We start from the raw sequence: 19,630 nt of genomic DNA, 5'->3' as shown, positions 1-19,630 counted from the left end.
GGAAATACAGGGCATTTGTCCTCCTGTTCCGCCGATGGTAAACAGGCACTTGACTCGATAATGCCACATGCCCAGTCCGTATTGCGCCTAGCCAGGCTGCAGGACTTCACCGGAGTTGATTGATGTCGGAAGACAGCGACGCAGAAAAGACCGAAGCCGCGTCACCGAAGCGCCTCGAGCAGGCGCGTGAGGAAGGCGACGTTCCGCGATCGCGTGAAGTGGCAACGTTCACTGTGTTGATGGCGTCCGGCTGCTGCCTGTGGTTTGCTGGCGACGCCATCGTGCGGCGGTTGACGGCCGTCATGGTGTCCGGGCTGACCCTGGACCGGGAGCAGATACTCAATCCCGACGCGATGATGTTGCGCATCGGCTACGACGTGGGCTCGGTCTTGCTGACGTGCCTGCCGTACGCGCTGGCCATCATGCTCGTCGCCCTGGCTTCGCCCGTGCTGGTGGGCGGCTGGCTGTTCAGTTCCAAGGCGTTTACACCCAATTTTGGCAAGCTCAACCCGATTCGCGGCCTGGGCAACATGTTTTCGAAGAATGCGCTGGTGGAATTGCTCAAGGCCATCGCCAAGACCCTCGTCGTGGGCGTCGTCGCCTGGATGGTGATGCAGCATCAAAAGGACGCCGTGCTGGGCTTGTCGGTGGAATCCCTGCGCGCCGGTTCGGCCCATCTGATCAGCCTCTTGATCACGGCTTTCCTGCTGATCGTCGGCGCGCTGGGCTTGATCGCCGCCATCGACGGGCCGTACCAGATGTGGCATTACGCCAACAAGATGAAAATGTCCTTGCAGGAAGTCAAGCAAGAGTCGAAGGAATCGGACGGCAATCCGCAGATCAAGGCGAAGATCCGCCAGATGCAGCATGAAATGTCGCGCCGCCGCATGATGGCCGACGTGCCGACGGCCGACGTGGTGGTGACCAACCCTACCCACTACGCGGTGGCCTTGAAGTATGGCGAGAATTCGCGCGGCGCGCCGCAGGTGGTGGCCAAGGGCGTCGACGAGGTGGCGGCGAAGATCCGCGAACTGGCCGGCGAACACAAGGTCGCCATCCTGGAAGCGCCGGCCCTGGCGCGCGCGCTGTACAAGCATACGGACATCGGCGACGAGATTCCCGAGGCGCTGTACGGCGCCGTGGCCGAAGTGCTGGCCTACGTGTTCCAGCTGCGCAGCTATGGCAAGGGCCAGGGCGAGCGTCCCGACAAGCCGAAGAAACTCGACGTGCCGCCCGAGCTCGACCCGCAGAATCCCGCCTCACAGACACCGCCCGCAGCCGGCGCAGAAGACAAGAATAAAGGAAGTACACCATGAACGGCCTGAGAATGCCAGCCTGGCTCAGCGGAATGGGTGGCAACGCCAGCAAGGGCATCGCCGCGCCTGTCATCATCATCATGCTGCTGGCGATGATGGTGCTGCCGCTGCCGGCCTTCATCCTCGACATCTTCTTCAGTTTTAATATCGCGCTGTCCATCATCGTGCTGCTGACGGCGCTGTACACGGTCAAGCCGCTCGACTTCATGGCGTTCCCGACCATCCTGCTCGTGTCGACCATGCTGCGCCTGTCGCTGAACGTGGCATCCACGCGCGTGGTGCTGACGGAAGGCCATACGGGCGCCGACGCGGCCGGTAAAGTGATTGAAGCGTTCGGTCACTTCTTGATCGGCGGCAACTACACGGTCGGTATCGTCGTGTTTATCATTTTGACGATCATCAACTTTACCGTCGTGACCAAGGGTGCGGGCCGTATCGCCGAGGTGGGCGCCCGTTTCGCGCTGGACGCCATGCCTGGTAAACAGATGGCCATCGATGCCGACCTGAACGCGGGCCTGATCGGCGAAGACGAAGCGCGCCGCCGCCGCACGGAAGTGGCGCAGGAAGCGGAATTCTATGGCGCCATGGACGGCGCCAGCAAATACGTGCGCGGCGACGCCATCGCCGGCATCATGGTCACCGTCATCAATATCGTCGGCGGCTTGCTGGTGGGCCTGCTGCAGCACGACATGGGCTTTGCCGATGCGCTCAAGAACTACACCTTGCTGGCCATCGGTGACGGCCTGGTGGCGCAGATTCCTTCGCTGATCATTTCCACGGCGGCCGGTATCGTCGTCTCGCGCGTGGCCAGCGAACAGGACATCGGCACCCAGCTGGTGGGGCAATTGTTTGCGAAACCGCAAGTGCTGTATATTACCGCCGGCATCATCGGCGGCATGGGCTTGATTCCCGGCATGCCGAACATGGTCTTCATCCTGCTGGCGTCCCTGCTGGCCGGCTCCGCCTATCTGATCAGCAAGAAACGCACGCAGGAAAAAGCGGCGGCCGAAAAGCCGGCCGAAGTGCCGCAAGCAACCGTGGCGCCCGAGCAGGAAGAAGCCAGCTGGCAAGACATCATGCCCGTCGATACCCTGGGCCTGGAAGTGGGCTACCGTTTGATCCCCCTGGTCGACAAGACGCAGGGCGGCGAATTGCTCAAACGCATCAAGGGCATCCGCAAGAAATTTGCCCAGGAAGTGGGTTTCCTGGCGCCGCCCGTGCATATCCGCGACAACCTGGAATTGAAACCGTCCGCCTACCGCATCACCCTCAAGGGCGTGGAAGTGGGCGTGGGCGAAGCGTTCAACGGCCAGTTCCTGGCGATTAATCCCGGCATGGCCAGCGGCACCTTGCCCGGCCTGGCCACGAACGACCCCGCCTTCGGCCTGCCCGCCACCTGGATCGACGCCAGCCTGCGCGACCAGGCCCAGTCGATGGGCTATACGGTGGTCGACGCGGGGACGGTGGTGGCCACGCACCTGAATCACCTGATCACCTCGCACGCTTCCGAGCTGCTGGGCCGCGCGGAAGTGCAATCGCTGCTCGACCACCTGGGCAAGGAGTCGCCGCGCCTGGTGGAAGACCTGGTGCCGAAGATGCTGTCCCTGTCGACCTTGCAAAAGGTGCTGCAGAACCTGCTGGCCGAGGGCGTGCACATCCGCGACATGCGCACCATCATCGAAACCCTGGCCGAGCATACGGTCAGCACGCAAGACCCGAACGACCTGACGGCGCTGGTGCGCGTGGCCCTGGGCCGTGCCATCGTGCAGCAACTGTTCCCCGGCTCGGCCGAACTGTCCGTGATGACCCTCGACAGCCGCCTGGAGCGGCTGCTGATGCAGGCGATGGGCAATGGCGGCGACGGCGCCGGCATCGAGCCGGGCCTGGCCGACACCATCGCGCACCAGGCGGGCCTGGCTGCCCAGCAACAGGAAGCGCTGGGCCTGACGCCCGTGCTGCTGGTGCCGGCGCCGCTGCGCGCCTTGCTGTCGCGTTTCCTGCGCCGCGCCTTGCCGCAGCTCAAAGTGCTGTCGCATGCGGAAGTGCCGGAAACCAAGACCATCCGCGTCACGGCGCTGGTGGGCGCGCAGTAGTTGTGATGAGCGGCATCGGGGTCGGTTCCTGCGGGACGGACGCCCGGTGCTTGCTTTTGGTCAAATAAACATCAATTTCCTCTCGGCAAACTGAATAACGGGTACTTTCCCGTCCTGTTCCTTCGATCATTTCCTGCAAGCATCGCTAATAATGGAAACTGTCCGGGTGATCTGTGTCCATGTGGAAGACAGCACTCAAGCAACAGGAGTCGACGATGGTCACACAGTTCAGCCAATATTGCGCCACCCCCGCCCTGGGAGGCCGGTCATGAATGTGAAGAAATTTACGGGCGCCTCGTCGCGCGATGCGCTGCGCAAGGTGCGCGAAGCGCTGGGCCCCGATGCCGTGATCCTGTCGAACCGCCAGGCCGATGGCGTGGTGGAAATCCTCGCGCTGGCCAATGACGACGCCGCTTCGCTGGCCTCGCCGCCGGCCGCCTCCGAAATGGCCCAGCCCCGTCCCCAGTTGCAGACCCAGTTCGCCACGCCGCAGCGTCCGGCCGCCCCGGCCCAGCGCCCGGCCGCGCCACGTCCTGCCGCGCCGCGCCAGGCTGCCTCCGAGCCAGTGGACATGGCCCGCATGCAGCAGATGATGGCCAGCGCGCTGGCGCACGTCAAGGAAAACGCCGCCGCCGAGATGAGCGGCATGATGAATGAAATCCGCGCCATGCGCGGCATGATGGAAACCCAGCTGGCGGAAATCTCGTGGGGTTCGACGCAGCAGCGCGAGCCGCAAAAAGCCGTCGTGCTGCGCGAAATGCTGGCGGCCGGCTTCTCGGCCAGCCTGGCGCGCTACCTGATCGACAAGCTGCCGGCCGGCCTCGACGGCGCGCAAAGCATGCGCTGGATCAAGACGGTCCTCAGCCGTAACCTGAATACTGTGGCCAATGAAGACGCCATGCTGGAGCAGGGCGGCGTGTTTGCCCTGGTGGGCCCGACGGGCGTCGGCAAGACCACCAGCACGGCCAAGCTGGCGGCCCGCTGCGTGATGCGCCACGGCCCGGAAAAGCTGGCCCTGATCACCACGGATGCCTATCGTATCGGCGCGCATGAACAGCTGCGCATCTACGGCAAGATCCTCGGCGTGATGGTGCATTCCGTGAAGGACGAGGCGGACTTGCGCATCGCCCTGAAGGAATTGAAGAACAAGCACACGGTGCTGATCGATACGGTGGGCGTGAGCCAGCGCGACCAGATGGTGACGGAACAGGTGGCCATGCTGTCGGGCGCCGGCGCCGACGTGAAGCGCCTGCTGTGCCTGAACTCCACGGCCACGCAGGAAACGTTGAATGAAGTGGTACGCGCGTATCAGGGCAGCGGCCTGGCCGGCTGCATCATGACCAAGCTCGATGAAGCGGCCTCGATCGGCAATGTGCTCGACGTGGTGATCCGCCAGAAGCTGAACCTGTTTTATGTGTCGAACGGCCAGCGCGTGCCGGAAGACCTGTACCTGGCCGACCGCGGCTACCTGATCGACCGTGCCTTCAAGCTCAAGCGCGATGCGGCGGCCACGCAGTTTTCCGACGCCGAACTGCCGCTGCTGATGGCGCAGGCGGCCGCCCGCAACAATGAAGCGCGCGGGGTGCACCTTGGCTAATTTCGATTTCGACCAGGCCGAAGGCTTGCGCCGCATGCTGGCCGGCCCGCAGCCGCGCGTCATGACGTTCCTCTCGGCCACGCCGCAGGACGACAAGGGCGCCATGCTGGTCAACCTGGGCGCGTCGCTCGTCTACGGCGGCAATGACGTGCTGCTGCTCGACGCCAGCGGCGGCAGCGATGGCGTGGCATCGCGCCTGGGACTGGCGCACGGCGCCAGCCTGCGCGACGTGGCGCGCCAGCAGTGCGGCTTGAACCAGGTCATCCACCAGGTGCCGCAAGGCTTCGGCGTGGCCAGCCTGGGCGCGCGCAACCATTTGATGGACAGCATGGATTATGCGGGCGAGGATGAACTGCGCCGCCTGGGCAAGACGTTCGAGGTGCTGGCGCGCCAGAGCGGCATCGTGCTGGTCGACGGCGTCGTGGCGGACGAGGGGGCCTGCTTCCCCGTGCCGCTGATGGCATCGTCGGATATCGTCGTGCAAGTCTCGACCAGCGCCACCTCGATCAAGGCGGCGTACTGCCTGATCAAGCGCCTGAGCCAGGAACTGGGACGCCGTCCGTTCGGCATTCTCGTCACCGGCGCTTCCGAATCCGAAGCAAAAGTGGTATACGATAATATGGCGCAGGCGGCGAGCCGCTACCTGGCCGTGAAGCTGACTTCGATGGGGTCCGTGCCTGCCGACGAGTATCTGCACCGCGCGGCGCGGCTGGGCCGCAGCGTGGTCGATGCGTTTCCGCTGGCGGGAGCGTCGGTGGCGTTTCGCGGACTGGCCGAGCGGCTGGCCCGTTCGGCGGCGCCGGTGCTTGGCGGCACCTTGTACCAGACGGGGAGCCCGCACCAGTTCAGCGCCTGAATCGAACCGCAGCACCAGATAAGATGAGAAAACAATAAGCAGCCTATGTACACGGTCAAAGGGAAATCGAACAAGGACTATTTGCTGACGGAGCACATTCCGCTGGTGAAGCGTCTGGCGCACCATATGAAGGCGAAATTGCCGCCTTCGGTCGAGGTCGATGACCTGATCCAGGCCGGCATGATCGGCCTGCTCGATGCCATTACGCGCTATGAAGAGACGCATGGCGCGCAGTTCGAGACGTATGCCGTGCTGCGCATCCGCGGCGCCATGCTCGACGAATTGCGCACCAGCGACTGGCTGCCGCGCAGCATGCGCCAGAACATGCGCAAGATCGAAGAGGCGATGAGCACCCTGCAGCAGCGCCTCGGCCATCCGCCGACCGAGTCGGAAGTGGCGAAGCTGCTGAAAATGTCGCTGGCCGACTACCAGGAAATGCTGGGCGACGGCGGCGGCCACCAGCTCGTGTACTACGAAGACTTTCATGACCCGGACGGCAATGACAGCTTCCTCGACCGCCACTGCGTGGACGAGGACAGCGACCCCTTGCGTTCCCTGCTCGATACCGATTTCCGGCAATCCGTGATCGATGCCATCGACGCGCTGCCGCCACGCGAGAAAATACTCATGGGCCTGTATTACGAAGAAGAGCTGAACCTGAAGGAGATCGGCGCGGTGATGGGCGTATCCGAATCGCGCGTCTCGCAGCTGCATACCCAGGCCGTCGCGCGCCTGCGCGCAACCTTGAGGGAGCTGGCGTGGACTGGTCCAGCGTAATCGGGCTGGCGCTGGCGCTGGCCGGCCTGCTGGTCGGCCAGGCACTGGAAGGCGGCAAGATGGCCTCCCTGCTGCAGCCGGCCGCCTTTGCCATCGTCATCGTCGGCACCTTCGGCGCCGTGCTGCTGCAGACGCGGCTGCGCACTTTTGTCCGCGGCCTGGAAATGCTGCGCTGGGTGTTCCTGCCGCCGTCCGACACGCGCGCTGCGCTGGCGCGCGACATCGGGCAATGGAGCCTGACGGCGCGCCGCGACGGCCCGCTGGCGCTCGAACGCCTGATGGAAAACACGGCCGACCGCTTCAACGCCAAGGGTTTGCGCATGATCGTCGACGGCATCGCGCCCGACAAGCTGCGTCAGCTGCTCGACGTGGAAATCTCCGCCTACGAAATGGCCGAGCGCCAGGCCGTCAAGGTGTGGGAATCGGCGGCCGGCTATTCGCCTACAATCGGCATCCTGGGCGCCGTGCTGGGCCTGATCCACGTGATGGAAAACCTCACCGACCCCAGCAAGCTGGGCGGCGGCATCGCCGTGGCCTTCGTCTCGACCATCTATGGCGTGGGTCTGGCCAATCTGCTGTTCCTGCCGGTGGCCAATAAACTCAAGGCCATCGTCTCGCGCCGCGTGGTGCAATATGAAATCACGGCCGCCGTGCTGTACGACATCGCCACGGGCGACCACACGCGCATCATCGAAGAGCGCGTGTCCAGCCTCTTGCACGAGCATTGACCATGATGCGGCGCGCGCGCAGGAAGTATGACGAGGAACCGGATAACCAGGACCGCTGGCTGATCTCGTACGCCGACTTCATCACCCTGCTGTTCGCCTTTTTCGTCGTCATGTATGCGATTTCGCAAGTTAACGAAGGCAAGTACCGCGTCTTCCAGAGCGCCATCGGCCAGGCCTTCAGCCTGGAAAAGGGCGCGCCGCCCATCATCATGGAAGCGCCGCAGGCCATCCCGTTGCCCAATCCCGCCCTGAAACGCCGCACGGAAGCCATCCGCCGCGAGCGCGAACACATGACGCGCCTGGCGCAGGACCTGACGTCGACCCTGGCGCCGCTGGTCAAGGAAGGCAAGGTGCGGGTCACGCAGACGAGCCGCGGTGTGAGCGTGGAAATCAATGCCAGCGTGCTGTTCGATCCGGGCGCGGCGGGCCTGACGGCGGAATCGGACCAGGCCTTGCGCGCCGTGGCCGTGCTGCTCAAGGACGACACGCACGACGTGCAGGTGGAAGGGCATACGGATGTGCAGCCGATCAGCAATTCGACCTTTGCCTCGAACTGGGAGTTGTCGGCCGCGCGCGCCAGCGCCGTGGTGCGCCTGTTCATCGCCAGCGGCGTCAAGGCGTCGCGCCTGACGGCCGTGGGCCACGCCGACAATATCCCCGTGGCGCCGAACGCCACGCCGGAAGGGCGCGCGCGCAACCGCCGGGTCGCCGTGACGATTTTGTCGGGCATCCCCGAAACGGTGACGGAAGTGCCGACGGCGCCCGTGGCGCCTGCGCCGGCCAATTGACGCTCGTCAACTGCGGGCTGCCGCTTGGTACAATCGCGCTTTCTTCCTCTTTTATCGTTTCCTCATGAAAAGTAGCTCCCTGGGCGGTCTCGTCTATTCCACTGAAACGGGCCGCATGTGTCCCGCCTGCCGCCAGCCGCTGGCGCAGTGCGCGTGCAAGGCGCAAGCGAAGGCGGCGCCCGCGGGCGATGGCGTGGTGCGCGTCTCGCGCCAGACCAAGGGCCGTGGCGGCAAGAGCGTCACCGTGGTCAAGGGCTTGCCGCTGGACGCCACCGCGCTGGCCCTGCTGGGCAAGCAGTTGCGCACGCAGTGCGGCTCGGGCGGCACCGTCAAGGATGGCGTGATCGAAGTGCAGGGCGACCATGTCGACGCCATCCTGGCTGCGCTGGCCAAGCTGGGCCACCAGCCGAAAAAGGCCGGCGGCTGAGCGTGCGGAGGCGTGCGGCCCGCCGCCGCGCGCCTGTGGTAACGTGCGTTTCCCATCCACGCGCTTCCTCACCATGAACGTCAAATTCACCGGCCTGGCCATCGCCGCCGCTATCGCGGCAGCGCTGGCGCTCGTGTACTGGCCCGCTCCCGAGAGCGGCGCGCCGGAAGCTGCCGCCACCTCCGCCGCAGGCGCGTCGGCGGGACGCAGCCTGGAATCGTATCTGAATATCGATGCCAGCCCGGTCGCCGATGCCGCGCCGATGCCCGTCACCCTGGCGCAGCAGCTCGCGCGCCTGGCGGCCAGCGGCAAGCCGGAAGACGCGTATGCGGCCTACAATCTGCTCGACGACTGCATTTCATTTGAGAAAGAAAGGCGCTTGCCGGGGCTGGAATTCGAGCTGGGGCGCGAGATGACGGCGCAGGAAAAAGCCGCCCAGCAGCAGCTGTGCGCGGGCCTGACGCAGCGCCAGCGCGAGGAGCGCCTCGGCTACCTGGCGACTGCCGCCAGGGCGGGCGTGCCTGGCGCGGCGACTATCTTCCTGTCGGAAGGGCCGTTCGGCGACCGCAGCGCGCTGCGCAACCGTCCCGACGATCCGCTGGTGCAGGCGTGGAAGCGGCAAGCGATCGCCCAGCTGACGGCGCAGGCGGACGAGGCGGAGCTGACCAGCGTGGCTACCCTGATGATGGCCTACCTGCGCGATGGCGAGGTGGTGCAGAAAGATGCGCCGCAAGCGTATGGCTACCTGCTGGCGCTGCGCCAGGTCTACGACGACATCCTCGCGCCCGGCGTCACCAATCCCTACCAGGACGAATACTGGCACTGGCTGCAGGCGGAACTGACGCCGGAGCAGCAAGCGGCCGCCAGCGCCAGGGCGCAAGCTATCGTGGCGAAATACCGCCAGCATGCGGGGCGTCCCGCGCACGGCTGACATACGCTGGGCTGTATGCTTTTTTGCAACAATTGATATGGTTTCGCATGGCTGTGCCGGGCTATGATGGTCGTATATGTGCCCATGTGGGCAGGGTACGCCATGAGGAGCAATACACGGATGTTGAAAGCGACGAACTTGCCGATGCCACGACTGGCTGTCAACTTGGCTGCACTGCGGGCGAGCATGGCAAAGCGCCCCATGCGGGGCGCCATGCGCCTGGGCTTGTGCGCGGGCGCCGTCAATTTTTTCATTGCCATGCTGTTGCTGTTGGCAGCCCTGGCCTTGTTCTCGCCACAGCAGCTGGGCGGCTCCGCTTCATCATCGCTGGAAGGTGCCGGTACGGTCCGGATATTCTGGACAGTCGTCGTCTGGGCGCCATTGTTCGAGACGCTCATCGGGCAGTGGCTGCCGCTTGAAGTGTTGCGCCGCTACAAGGTGCGTGCCGGCTATAGCCTGTTGGCCAGCGCGATACTGTTTTCCGTCTTGCATGTCATGGGCGGCTCCGGCATTTTGCATGCCAGCATGACTTTGATTGCCGGAGGTATCTTCGCGGCCAGCTACTTGGCGGCGCGCAGCTTGGGCCTGGCGCCCGCCTATGTGGCGGCGGCCACGGCGCATGCGTGCAGCAATGGATTAATACTGTGCGGGTCGTTCGTGTTTCCCGATTTGTTGGGATGAGCGTCGAATCAAGGCTGTTAGCCGATGACGACGCGCCGGCTGGCCGTGTTCGTCGTCGGTTGGCCGCTGGGGCCGTAGAAATTGCCGCTCTGGGCCGGGGGGCGCATGGCGTTCAGGGCGCCTTGCGTGTGCAGCATGTGCTTGTTGACGAGCAGGCTGTTCAGGCGGTTTTGTTCCTTGGCTTCGCGCGTCGTCTCGAGCAGGGCTTTCCACAGGGGCGCCGCGTCGGCTTCATTGGCGCCGACCAGCCAGTCTTCCATGCCCGCTTCGGCCGCCGTGAAACCGGCTGCCGCCAGCGCCTGGTGGCGTTGCGCCGCCAACTGGCTCAATTGTCCTACCAGTGCCGTCTTGCGCGCCGTGAGCTCCGTGATTGCATCGATGTCAGCCGCAACCAGATGCCGCTGTTCTTCTTTCATCAATGCCAGCAATGTGGTCATGAGCTGTTGCTCGTCGCGCAGGCTGGAAAACGGAGTCACTGATTGCATGAGGGAACCTATCTATTTCGTGAGTGCAGCAAGTCCTTGACCGTGTCGAGGAGACCGTCCGCCACTTTTTCTGAGTTGACCTGGAACTGGCCGTCGGCGATCGCGAGCTTGATGCGTTCGACTTTTTTCGTGTCGAACACGGCGCCGCTGCCGGCAGTTGCACTGGCCGCTAATGCCTGTCCTTGCGGCGACAGGCGTACATTGTCCGACGTTGTCGGTGTTGCCTGGGCTTTCTCGGCATTCCGGGCGCCGGAGGTACTCGCGGGCGCCACCGGCAGGCCGGGATTGCTTTTAATGGTGTTATCGGTAATTTTCACAGCGTGATCCTCGTCTGGTCGAAGTCAAAAAACTCCGGGATATGTGTCATTATCGGCACCTTTTGCCGAAACTTTAGTGCGCCAGACCACAATATCGCTGTCCATCCGTGTTTAAAACGCCACCTCCACCAGGCCGCCAGCCCGCGCCACGCCGCTGATCTGCTGGCCGCTCTGCGTGCGTACCTGCACCGTCTGGCCATCGCCGGCGCTGCCGATGGCGCGTCCTTCTGATGCCACCTGGAAACCGTTGCCACTCGAAACGACGCGCACCAGCTGGCCTTGCATCACCACCGGTTTGCGGCGCAGGGTGTCGAGGCGCATCGGCGTGCCTGGCGGCAAGGAAATATTCGTGCTGGCGCCCACGACCTGGGCCATGTCGGTGGCGATGCCTGCCGGCAATGCGGCCAGGTCGCCCTGCATCGTCACCAGCTGGCTGGCGTCGATGGCTTGTCCTTGCGCCAGCGGCACAGCGCTGGCCACGTAGTCGCCGACGACGGCCACGTTCGCTTGCAAATAAATAGTCCAGCTGGAGGGCGCCGTGCAGCGCACGCCGACGGTGGTCTTGCCCCAGGCGCGCGCGCCCGGCGCCATGAACGCCTGCGGCGCGGGGCAGGCAGCCAGGTTCAGGCGCGGATCGACGGCGCCGACGGTGACAGTCACCTTGCCGGGCAAGCCGTTGCTTTGCACCTGCAGGAATTGTTCCACGCTGTTGCGCAGCGCTTCCGGCGTTTGCCGGCCGGTGTTTTGCGCCTGCGCCAGCAGTGGCAGGGCGGCAAAAGCAAAGAAGAAAGCGAGCGGTGTTTTCATGGTGATAGGCCTCTGGAATAGTGCCATGATAGTGCGCGCCGCCCCGTTCGAAGCGCCGATTAAGGGGTAAAAGTACGGTCTGATCCGACGATGGTCTTGCTGGTGGGCACCTTACTATGTTTCCTGTCATCACTAATCCGCCATCCTTCCGCCATCTCGGGCGCCAGTGGCAGATCTTTCCGGAGCCTGACATGATAGGGAAACTCGACGATTACATGCGCTTCAACGAGACGGCGCTGAGCCTGCGCTCGACGCGCCAGGAATTGCTCGCCTCGAATATCGCCAATGCCGACACGCCCAACTACAAGGCGCGCGACGTCGATTTCGCCGCCGCGCTGAAGGGGGCGATGGCGCGCAAGGATGGCGTGCCGCCGGCCCTGAAGGGCACGGCACCGCAGCATATGCCGGGCAAGGGCGTGGCCGCAGCTGCGGGCGCACCCGGTGGCGGCAAGGTCGAGACCCTGGCCGACGGCACGCCGCTGCTGTACCGCGCGCCGGCCCAGGGCGCCGTCGACGGCAATACGGTCGACATGGATCTCGAGCGCAACGCGTTTGCCGACAATGCCATCCGCTACGAGGCGGCCGTGACGTTCCTCAATTCGCAGATCAAGGGCATGCTGACGGCCATCCAGGGAGGACAATAATCATGTCGCTATTTAATATCTTCAATGTTTCCGGTTCGGCCATGAGCGCCCAGGCGCAGCGCCTGAACACGGTGGCCAGCAACCTGGCCAATGCCGACAGCGCCACCAGCGCCACGGGCGAAGCCTACCGCGCCAAGCAGGTGGTGTTCGAAGCCGTGCCCATGGCCAACGGCGCCACGGCCGTCAAGGTGCAGAAGGTGATCGAGGACCCGTCGCCGATGAAGCTGGTCTACGACCCGAAGAATCCGCTGGCCGACGAGAAGGGCTACGTCACCATGCCCAACGTGAATACGGTCGACGAAATGGTCAACATGCTGTCGGCTTCGCGCTCGTACCAGACCAACGTGGAAACCATGAACGCGGCCAAGTCGCTGCTCCTGAAAACCCTCACCCTCGGCCAGTAAGGCTGACTGATCATTATGGCAATCATCGATACGAACACCTCCAAAGTCACCGACCTGATGGCGACGATGAATCCGAAGAAGACGACGGCCGAGGCAGGCAGTGTCGAAGCGGAAACGAACAAATTCCTCACCCTGCTGGTTACCCAGCTGAAAAACCAGGATCCGATGAATCCGCTGGACAATGCACAGCTGACCAGCCAGCTGGCCCAGTTGTCGACGGTGACGGGCGTCAACAAGCTCAATACCACCGTGGAAAGCTTGAAAGCCAGCTACCAGCAAGCCGAATCGATGCAGGCGGCCAACATCATCGGCCATGGCGTCTTGACGGCGGGCAAGGACATCAACTTGAGCAAGAGCGCCGCGCTGCTGGGCGTGGACCTGGCCACGGCCGCCGACAAGGTCAAGGTCGTCATCTACAAGGATGGCAAGGAAGTCCATTCCATCGACCTGGGCGCCCAGCCGGCGGGCACCTTGCCGCTGGGCTGGAACGGTTCCACCGCCGACCTCGACAAGGATGGCAAGCCGGTCGTGCTGGCCGACGGCGCCTACACCTTCGCCGTGGAAGCGACGCGCGGCGGCACCAAGCTCAAGGATGCAACGGCGCTGATGTTCGGTTCGGTCGCCAGCGTGTCGACGGGCGCCAATGGCGTGAAATTGAATGTGCCGGGCGTGGGCAGCATCACCATGGCCGACGTGAAACAGATTCTGTAAGCCGCTTCCCCTTAGCGTGACCCTCTACCCCTAATTTCTACCAGGAGAACACAATGTCTTTCCAACAAGGCCTGAGCGGCTTGAATGGCGCCGCCAAATCGCTGGACGTCATCGGCAACAACATCGCCAACTCGTCGACCGTGGGTTTCAAGCAGTCGCAGGCCCAGTTCGCCGACATTTATGCCAACTCGCTGTATGGCGTGGGCGGCAACCAGGCGGGGATCGGCGTGTCGGTCTCGCAAATCGCCCAGCAATTCAACCAGGGTAACCTGGAAACGTCGCAAAATCCCCTCGATATCGCCATCAATGGCGGCGGCTTCTTCCGTACCAGCGTGAATGGCGCCATCCAGTATTCGCGCAATGGCCAGTTCCAGGTCGACAAGAGCGGTTTCATCGTCAACGCCCAGCTGGCGCAGCTGACCGGCTATCCGGCCGACGTCAACGGCAAGATCGTTGCCGGCGCCGTCGTGCCCCTGCAGATCGACCAGTCGGACATGAAGCCCCAGGCAACGACCAAGGTCGACACGCAAGTCAACCTCAATTCGAACACGGCCATGCCGACCACGGTGCCGTTCAAGTCGACGGACGACACCTCCTACCACAAGCAGTTCCCCGTCGAAGTCTTCGATTCGCTGGGCAATTCCCACAACATGGCGAATTTCTATGTCAAGACGGGCACCAACACCTGGGATGTCTACTCGGCCATTGACGGCACGGAAGTAACCAGCATGAAGGTCGCGGCCGCCCTGCAGACGGACCCAGCCTCGCTGGCCGCGCGCGCCGCCTACCAGGCCGCCGCCACGGCCGTGCCGCTGGTGCCGGCCAACGTGACGGCCGCCGCCGTCGCCTATGGCAATGCGGTCGGTGCCGCCGTCTCGGCCGCTGCCGCCGCCGCGGGCGCCACGCCGGCGCAACTGGCCGCCATCGCCGCCACCTACGGCAGCGCAGTGCCGAACGGCGTCAACTCGAGCCGCACGCCCGACCAGATCGACGAGGCCATCCGCAACGTGACCGTGGTGCCGGCCGTCAAGACCGGTTCCCTGGTCTTCAACACGGTCGGCAGCCTGGACCGGGCCGCCATGTTGGCCCTGACGCCGCCGCAAACCTTGCCCGTCACCGTCAACCTGCCGATCTTCCCGGCCACGGGCGCGAATGCGACCCTGTCGGTCCAGGTCGATTTCACCAGGTCGACCCAGCTGGGCACCACCACGGCGGAAAAGAAAACGGAAGCGGACGGCTACAAGGCGGGCCAGCTGAGCCAATTCATCGTCGGTGACGACGGCGTCATCCAGGGCCAGTACAACAATGGCAAGACGCGCGCCCTGGGCCAAGTGGTGTTGAGCAACTTTACCAACCCGAACGGCCTGGAGCCGCTGGGCAACAACGCCTGGGTGGAAAGCTCGGCCTCGGGCAAGCCCATCACGGGCGAACCGAAGACTGGCACCCTGGGCAACTTGCGCGCCTCGGCGGTGGAAGTGTCGAACGTCGACCTGACGGCGGAGCTGGTCAACATGATCACGGCCCAGCGCGCCTACCAGGCGAATGCGCAGACCATCAAGACGCAGGATTCCGTCTTGCAGACCCTCGTCAACCTGCGTTAAGAGTAAGGGGAGCGGTTCTTTCGGACTGCTCCCGGCTTTCGTTTTGCACGGAGAAAACACATGGACCGTCTCATCTACACCGCCGGCTCGGGCGCCAAGCACATCCTCGACAAGCAGGCGACCACGGCGAACAACCTGGCGAACGCCACCAGCACGGGTTTCCGTGCCCAGCTCGACTCGTTCCGTGCCGTGCCCGTGGTGGCCGACGGCATGATGCCGACGCGCGCCTTCGTCGTCGATTCGACGGTCGGTTCCGATTTCACGCAAGGTCCCATGCAGCACACGGGTCGCGCGCTCGACGTGGCCGTGGAAAATGGCGGCTGGATCGCGGTGCAGTCGGCCGACGGTTCTGAAGCCTACACCCGCAACGGCGCCCTGAAACTCAATGAAAACGGCATGCTGCAAACGCAGGGCGGGCTGATGGTGCAGGGCGATACGGGCCCCATGGCGATTCCGCCCGGCGTGACGGTGGCCATCGCCAGCGACGGCACGGTGGGCACGATTTCCACCGACGTGCCGCCCGGCCCCTCGACGGTGCTGGGGCGCATCAAGCTGGTCAACCCGCCCGAGCAGCAACTGGTGCGCGGCGACGACGGCCTGTTCCGCCTGAAGGATGGCACGGTGGCGCAGGCCGACCAGGCCGTCAAGCTGACCACCGGTGCTCTGGAAGGCAGCAATGTCAGCCCCGTCGACTCGATGGTCAGCATGATCGCCCTGGCGCGCCAGTTCGAAACGCAAATGAGCTTGTTGAAGAATGCCGAGAATAACGCGGCGAAAGCCACCCAGATCCTCGCTTTGAATTGATGGGGGCCACCGCATAATGGTCGCATAGAAATAGTCTACAGGGCTGGTTAGCGCTGTTATTGGAGAAATATCATGATTCGTTCCCTTTGGATTGCCAAGACCGGCCTGGAAGCGCAGCAAACGCAGATGGACGTGATCGCCAATAACCTGGCCAACGTCAGCACCACGGGCTTCAAGAAGTCGCGCGCCGTGTTTGAAGACTTGCTGTATCAAAATGTGCGCCAGCCGGGCGCGCAATCGTCGCAGCAGACCCAGCTGCCATCGGGCTTACAGATCGGCACGGGCGTACGCACCGTGGCGACCGAACGCATCCATACGCAGGGCAATCCCCAGGCTTCGGGCAATTCGCGCGACGTGATGGTCAACGGCACCGGTTTCTTTCAGGTGCTGATGCCGGACGGCGCCACCGCCTACACGCGCGACGGTTCGTTCCAGACGGATGCCAACGGCCAGCTCGTCACCTCGGAAGGTTTCGTCATCCAGCCCGCCATCACCGTGCCGACCAATGCGCTGAGCCTGACCGTGGCGCGCGACGGCACCGTCTCCGTCACCTTGCCCGACACTGTTGCGCCATCGCAAATCGGCTCGTTGCAACTGACCACTTTCGTCAACCCCGCCGGCCTGGAATCGAAGGGCGAAAACCTGTACATGGAAACGGGCGCCTCCGGCGTGGCGCAAACCAACACCCCGGGCACGAACGGCGCCGGCGTGCTGATGCAGGGCTATATCGAGACGTCGAACGTCAACGTGGCCGAGGAAATGGTCAACATGATCCAGACGCAGCGCGCCTACGAGATCAACAGCAAGGCCATCACCACATCCGATCAAATGCTGCAGAAATTGTCGCAACTTTAATTTTCATAGTCGTCATGCCATCCGCCGCCGGATGGCAGCGGAGGTTCGCCATGCAATACCCCATCATCGCCCTGTTGTCCGCAGTCCTGCTGTCCGGCTGCGCCATCACGCCTACGTCCATCGTGCAATATCCCACCACCACGCGCGCGCCGATGCCGGAACCGGTGGTCGTCAACAACGGTTCCATCTACCAGCCGTCGACCTACCGTCCCGCCTTCGAAGACCGCCGCGCGCGCCATGTGGGCGACACCATGACGATCGCCATCACCGAGCGCACGAATGCCGTCAAGGCGGGCGCCAGTTCCGGCAACAAGTCCGGCAGCGTGGGCTTTTCCACGCCCGGCTTCGCCCAGGGCCGTTTCGGCGGCACCGTGGCGGCGAATGGCGCGACGAAATTTGCCGATGGCGACAACCAGTCCGCCAGCAACACGTTTTCCGGCACCATCGGCGTGACGGTGATCGAAGTATTGCCAAACGGAAACTTGATCGTCGCCGGCGAAAAACAGATCGCCATGAACAAGGGCACGGAATTCATCCGCTTCTCGGGCATGGTCAATCCGGACACCATCGGCACGGGCAATGTCGTGCCCTCGACCCAGGTGGCCGAGGCGCGCGTCGAATACCGCACCAACAGCCAGATCGACCGCGCCGAAATGGCGTCGATGGCGTCGCGCTTCTTCCTCAGCCTGTTGCCGTTCTGATCATGGCAACGTCGACCTTTCCCCGCTTTCTCGCCATTTTCGGCCTGGCCATCTCCCTGCTGGCGCCCGTGGCGCAAGCCGAACGCATCAAGGACCTGGCCAGCATCGCCGGCGTGCGCCAGAATCAGCTGATGGGCTATGGCCTCGTCGTCGGCCTCGACGGCAGCGGCGACCAGACCACGCAAACCCCGTTCACCATCCAGAGCGTGGCGGCGATGCTGCAGCAGCAGGGCATCAACTTGCCGCAAGGCACTAGTTTGCAGCTGAAAAACGTGGCCGCCGTGATGGTGACGACGGCCTTGCCCGCGTTTGCCCAGCCGGGCCAGTTGCTCGACGTGACGGTGTCGTCGATGGGCAATGCGAAAAGCTTGCGCGGCGGCACTTTATTGATGACGCCCCTGAAGGGCGCCGACGGCCAGGTGTACGGCATGGCGCAAGGCAACGTGCTGGTGGGCGGCGTGGGCGCGCAGGCGGCCGGCAGTTCCGTCGTCATCAATCACCTGAGCGTGGGCCGCATCTCGGGCGGCGCGACCGTCGAGCGCACCGTGCCTTCGGCGCTGGGCGCCAACAACACCATCCGCCTGGAATTGAACGCCACCGATTTCGCCACCGCCAGCCGCGTGGTCGACGCCATCAACAGCCGCTACGGCGCCGGCACGGCCGCCGCGCTCGACGGCCGCGTGATCCAGGTGCAGTCGCCGAGCGGCAGCGACCAGCGCGTGTCCTTTTTGGGCCAGCTGGAAAGCATCGAAGTCAACCCGGCCCGCCTGGCGGCCAAGGTCATCATGAATGCGCGCACCGGTTCCGTCGTGATGAACCAGTCCGTGACCCTGGAAACGTGCGCCATTTCGCACGGCAACCTGTCCGTCACCATCAATGTCGAGCCGCAAGTGAGCCAGCCGGCCCCCTTGTCGGGCGGGCGCACGGTGGTCACGCAGACGGCGCAGATCGATATCAAGAAGGAACCGGGCAAGGTCATGCTGGTCAAGGGCGGCGCCTCGCTGTCCGACGTGGTCAAGGCCCTCAACGCCATCGGCGCCTCGCCGCAAGACTTGCTGGCCATCCTGCAGGCGATGAAGGCGGCCGGTTCGCTGCGCGCCGAACTCGAAATCATTTGATGGGCACGCCATGATCAGTCAAACCGACCTCAGCAATACCGCCGCCTATGACGTGAAAGGCATGGATGGCTTGCGCCAGTCCGCCAAGGCGAAGGATCCCGCCGCCCTGAAAGAGGCGGCCACGCAATTCGAAGCCATGTTCATCAACATGATGATGAAAAGCATGCGCGAAGCCACGCCGCAGGACGGCATCATGGATAGCCAGCAAAGCAAGATGTACACCTCGATGCTGGACCAGCAGACGAGCCAGAACCTGGCCAAGCGGGGCACGGGCCTGGCGGACGTGCTGATCCGCCAATTGTCGTCGTCGAACCAGGCGCTGGCCGCCGATGGCGCCGAAGCGCCGTCGCCCCGTTCCTCGAGCATGGCGCAGGCGCTGGCCGCCTTCCGCCAGCAGCAGGGCGCCCTCGCCGAGGGGGCCGGCAGCGCCGTCGCCAGCGGCAAGACCCTGAGCGACAAGGCCAACGCCACGCAGGCGCCGCACGTGCGCGCCTTCCAGGAAAAGCTGGGCGTGCATGCGGAAGAAGCCAGCCGCGCCACGGGCATCCCGGCCAAGTTCATGCTGGGCCAGGCGGCGCTGGAAACGGGCTGGGGCAAGCGCGAAATCATCAGCCGCGATGGCAGCAGCAGCCACAACCTGTTCGGCATCAAGGCTTCCAGCGACTGGAAGGGCAAGGTCACGGAAGCCGTCACCACGGAATATGTAAATGGCAAGGCGCAGCGCAAGGTGGAAAAATTCCGCGCCTATGACAGCTATGCCGACAGCTTCAAGGATTATGCGCAGTTGATTACCAACAACAAGCGCTACGAAAAAGTCCTGGCCAGCGCGGGCGACGCCAGCACCTTCGCCCAGGGCTTGCAGAAAGCCGGTTATGCGACGGACCCGAATTACGCTGCCAAATTGACAAAAATCATTAAAAATTCTCTGGTCGGCTGACGCCCCGCCTTGCCCCCGTGCAAGCCGCGCGCTTCAAGTTTTCGCCGCGGCT

The 19,630-nt window shown here is 64.0% G+C and carries 22 protein-coding genes; 19 read left to right on the top strand and 3 right to left on the bottom strand.

The annotated features are described in order from the left end of the window. Window positions 1-122: 122 nt before the first annotated feature. The 10 genes from flhB to O3300_RS11060 all read left to right on the top strand — a co-directional run bounded on the left by flhB (window position 123) and on the right by O3300_RS11060 (window position 10,194). On the top strand, window positions 123-1,316 hold the full coding sequence (gene flhB / locus O3300_RS11105; RefSeq protein ID WP_092608479.1) for a flagellar biosynthesis protein FlhB: 1,194 nt from the start codon (window positions 123-125) through the stop codon (window positions 1,314-1,316). Then, the gene (gene flhA, locus O3300_RS11100) at window positions 1,313-3,409 is read left to right on the top strand and encodes a flagellar biosynthesis protein FlhA (RefSeq protein WP_077407865.1); all 2,097 of its coding nucleotides are present in this window, start codon (window positions 1,313-1,315) and stop codon (window positions 3,407-3,409) included. Before flhB ends, flhA begins: the two co-directional genes overlap by 4 nt. A gap of 268 nt (window positions 3,410-3,677) precedes the next feature. Next, window positions 3,678-5,006 (top strand): flagellar biosynthesis protein FlhF, encoded by a 1,329-nt coding sequence (gene flhF, locus O3300_RS11095; RefSeq protein ID WP_034785293.1) that lies wholly within the window; start codon window positions 3,678-3,680, stop codon window positions 5,004-5,006. After that, complete coding sequence (locus O3300_RS11090) at window positions 4,999-5,862, top strand: antiactivator of flagellar biosynthesis FleN protein (protein ID WP_099666848.1); 864 nt, start codon at window positions 4,999-5,001, stop codon at window positions 5,860-5,862. Before flhF ends, O3300_RS11090 begins: the two co-directional genes overlap by 8 nt. A gap of 45 nt (window positions 5,863-5,907) precedes the next feature. Then, window positions 5,908-6,639 (top strand): RNA polymerase sigma factor FliA, encoded by a 732-nt coding sequence (locus O3300_RS11085; protein WP_077407859.1) that lies wholly within the window; start codon window positions 5,908-5,910, stop codon window positions 6,637-6,639. Next, window positions 6,621-7,367 (top strand): flagellar motor protein, encoded by a 747-nt coding sequence (locus tag O3300_RS11080; protein ID WP_099666849.1) that lies wholly within the window; start codon window positions 6,621-6,623, stop codon window positions 7,365-7,367. The genes O3300_RS11085 and O3300_RS11080 overlap by 19 nt, the downstream gene beginning before the upstream one ends. A 5-nt stretch (window positions 7,368-7,372) precedes the next feature. Continuing rightward, window positions 7,373-8,155, top strand: a complete 783-nt coding sequence (gene motD / locus O3300_RS11075) for a flagellar motor protein MotD (protein WP_305053148.1) — start codon at window positions 7,373-7,375, stop codon at window positions 8,153-8,155. Between the two features lie 64 nt (window positions 8,156-8,219). Next, complete coding sequence (locus O3300_RS11070) at window positions 8,220-8,582, top strand: translation initiation factor Sui1 (protein ID WP_305052932.1); 363 nt, start codon at window positions 8,220-8,222, stop codon at window positions 8,580-8,582. Window positions 8,583-8,625: 43 nt separating this feature from the next. Further along, on the top strand, window positions 8,626-9,513 hold the full coding sequence (locus O3300_RS11065; RefSeq protein WP_305052931.1) for a hypothetical protein: 888 nt from the start codon (window positions 8,626-8,628) through the stop codon (window positions 9,511-9,513). Window positions 9,514-9,699: 186 nt separating this feature from the next. Then, complete coding sequence (locus tag O3300_RS11060; RefSeq protein ID WP_305052930.1) at window positions 9,700-10,194, top strand: CPBP family glutamic-type intramembrane protease; 495 nt, start codon at window positions 9,700-9,702, stop codon at window positions 10,192-10,194. A gap of 17 nt (window positions 10,195-10,211) precedes the next feature. On the opposite strand, the gene O3300_RS11055 is transcribed toward O3300_RS11060, so the two are convergent. The 3 genes from O3300_RS11055 to flgA form a co-directional block, all read right to left on the bottom strand. Beyond that, window positions 10,212-10,679, bottom strand: a complete 468-nt coding sequence (locus O3300_RS11055) for a flagella synthesis protein FlgN (RefSeq protein ID WP_099666853.1) — start codon at window positions 10,677-10,679, stop codon at window positions 10,212-10,214. Between the two features lie 8 nt (window positions 10,680-10,687). Next, a complete protein-coding gene (flgM, locus tag O3300_RS11050; RefSeq protein ID WP_034787161.1) occupies window positions 10,688-10,996 on the bottom strand; it encodes a flagellar biosynthesis anti-sigma factor FlgM in 309 nt (102 codons plus the stop codon). A 111-nt stretch (window positions 10,997-11,107) separates the two neighbouring features. Beyond that, window positions 11,108-11,803 (bottom strand): flagellar basal body P-ring formation chaperone FlgA, encoded by a 696-nt coding sequence (gene flgA, locus O3300_RS11045; protein WP_305052929.1) that lies wholly within the window; start codon window positions 11,801-11,803, stop codon window positions 11,108-11,110. A gap of 191 nt (window positions 11,804-11,994) precedes the next feature. On the opposite strand from flgA, the gene flgB reads away from it, so the two are divergent. The 9 genes from flgB (at window position 11,995) to flgJ (ending at window position 19,578) form a co-directional block, all read left to right on the top strand. Further along, on the top strand, window positions 11,995-12,447 hold the full coding sequence (gene flgB, locus O3300_RS11040) for a flagellar basal body rod protein FlgB (RefSeq protein ID WP_099666855.1): 453 nt from the start codon (window positions 11,995-11,997) through the stop codon (window positions 12,445-12,447). A gap of 2 nt (window positions 12,448-12,449) precedes the next feature. Next, window positions 12,450-12,851 (top strand): flagellar basal body rod protein FlgC, encoded by a 402-nt coding sequence (gene flgC, locus O3300_RS11035; protein ID WP_071075845.1) that lies wholly within the window; start codon window positions 12,450-12,452, stop codon window positions 12,849-12,851. A 15-nt stretch (window positions 12,852-12,866) separates the two neighbouring features. Further along, window positions 12,867-13,562 carry a flagellar hook assembly protein FlgD gene (locus O3300_RS11030; protein WP_099666856.1) on the top strand — a complete coding sequence of 232 codons (696 nt, stop codon included), beginning with the start codon at window positions 12,867-12,869 and terminating at the stop codon, window positions 13,560-13,562. A gap of 53 nt (window positions 13,563-13,615) precedes the next feature. After that, entirely contained in the window at window positions 13,616-15,163 is a 1,548-nt protein-coding gene (locus O3300_RS11025; RefSeq protein WP_099666857.1) for a flagellar hook protein FlgE, read from the top strand. 60 nt (window positions 15,164-15,223) lie between these two features. Then, window positions 15,224-15,967 carry a flagellar basal body rod protein FlgF gene (locus O3300_RS11020; protein WP_070253727.1) on the top strand — a complete coding sequence of 248 codons (744 nt, stop codon included), beginning with the start codon at window positions 15,224-15,226 and terminating at the stop codon, window positions 15,965-15,967. Between the two features lie 72 nt (window positions 15,968-16,039). Continuing rightward, entirely contained in the window at window positions 16,040-16,822 is a 783-nt protein-coding gene (flgG, locus tag O3300_RS11015; RefSeq protein ID WP_034754070.1) for a flagellar basal-body rod protein FlgG, read from the top strand. Between the two features lie 50 nt (window positions 16,823-16,872). Continuing rightward, on the top strand, window positions 16,873-17,523 hold the full coding sequence (locus O3300_RS11010) for a flagellar basal body L-ring protein FlgH (protein ID WP_077407839.1): 651 nt from the start codon (window positions 16,873-16,875) through the stop codon (window positions 17,521-17,523). Between the two features lie 2 nt (window positions 17,524-17,525). After that, entirely contained in the window at window positions 17,526-18,641 is a 1,116-nt protein-coding gene (locus O3300_RS11005) for a flagellar basal body P-ring protein FlgI (protein WP_099666858.1), read from the top strand. Between the two features lie 10 nt (window positions 18,642-18,651). Beyond that, window positions 18,652-19,578: a flagellar assembly peptidoglycan hydrolase FlgJ gene (gene flgJ / locus O3300_RS11000; RefSeq protein ID WP_305052928.1), complete on the top strand. Its 927-nt coding sequence runs from the start codon at window positions 18,652-18,654 to the stop codon at window positions 19,576-19,578. Window positions 19,579-19,630 lie beyond the last annotated feature (52 nt).

Origin of the sequence: Janthinobacterium sp. SUN206, from assembly GCF_030587305.1 — a bacterium.
Taxonomy (GTDB): domain Bacteria; phylum Pseudomonadota; class Gammaproteobacteria; order Burkholderiales; family Burkholderiaceae_D; genus Janthinobacterium; species Janthinobacterium kumbetense.
This window is presented reverse-complemented; position numbering and strand designations above follow the sequence as displayed.

What these genes read in the sequence shown, in the direction of transcription:
- flgA (WP_305052929.1), bottom strand. Translation starts at nt 11,803, where the DNA reads ATGAAAACACCGCTCGCTTTCTTCTTTGCTTTTGCCGCCCTGCCACTG.
- O3300_RS11025 (WP_099666857.1), top strand. Translation starts at nt 13,616, where the DNA reads ATGTCTTTCCAACAAGGCCTGAGCGGCTTGAATGGCGCCGCCAAATCG.
- flgB (WP_099666855.1), top strand. Translation starts at nt 11,995, where the DNA reads ATGATAGGGAAACTCGACGATTACATGCGCTTCAACGAGACGGCGCTG.
- O3300_RS11085 (WP_077407859.1), top strand. Translation starts at nt 5,908, where the DNA reads ATGTACACGGTCAAAGGGAAATCGAACAAGGACTATTTGCTGACGGAG.
- flgG (WP_034754070.1), top strand. Translation starts at nt 16,040, where the DNA reads ATGATTCGTTCCCTTTGGATTGCCAAGACCGGCCTGGAAGCGCAGCAA.
- O3300_RS11010 (WP_077407839.1), top strand. Translation starts at nt 16,873, where the DNA reads ATGCAATACCCCATCATCGCCCTGTTGTCCGCAGTCCTGCTGTCCGGC.
- flhF (WP_034785293.1), top strand. Translation starts at nt 3,678, where the DNA reads ATGAATGTGAAGAAATTTACGGGCGCCTCGTCGCGCGATGCGCTGCGC.
- O3300_RS11055 (WP_099666853.1), bottom strand. Translation starts at nt 10,679, where the DNA reads ATGCAATCAGTGACTCCGTTTTCCAGCCTGCGCGACGAGCAACAGCTC.
- motD (WP_305053148.1), top strand. Translation starts at nt 7,373, where the DNA reads ATGCGGCGCGCGCGCAGGAAGTATGACGAGGAACCGGATAACCAGGAC.
- O3300_RS11020 (WP_070253727.1), top strand. Translation starts at nt 15,224, where the DNA reads ATGGACCGTCTCATCTACACCGCCGGCTCGGGCGCCAAGCACATCCTC.
- O3300_RS11060 (WP_305052930.1), top strand. Translation starts at nt 9,700, where the DNA reads ATGGCAAAGCGCCCCATGCGGGGCGCCATGCGCCTGGGCTTGTGCGCG.
- flgJ (WP_305052928.1), top strand. Translation starts at nt 18,652, where the DNA reads ATGATCAGTCAAACCGACCTCAGCAATACCGCCGCCTATGACGTGAAA.
- O3300_RS11005 (WP_099666858.1), top strand. Translation starts at nt 17,526, where the DNA reads ATGGCAACGTCGACCTTTCCCCGCTTTCTCGCCATTTTCGGCCTGGCC.
- O3300_RS11070 (WP_305052932.1), top strand. Translation starts at nt 8,220, where the DNA reads ATGAAAAGTAGCTCCCTGGGCGGTCTCGTCTATTCCACTGAAACGGGC.
- flhB (WP_092608479.1), top strand. Translation starts at nt 123, where the DNA reads ATGTCGGAAGACAGCGACGCAGAAAAGACCGAAGCCGCGTCACCGAAG.
- flhA (WP_077407865.1), top strand. Translation starts at nt 1,313, where the DNA reads ATGAACGGCCTGAGAATGCCAGCCTGGCTCAGCGGAATGGGTGGCAAC.
- flgC (WP_071075845.1), top strand. Translation starts at nt 12,450, where the DNA reads ATGTCGCTATTTAATATCTTCAATGTTTCCGGTTCGGCCATGAGCGCC.
- O3300_RS11030 (WP_099666856.1), top strand. Translation starts at nt 12,867, where the DNA reads ATGGCAATCATCGATACGAACACCTCCAAAGTCACCGACCTGATGGCG.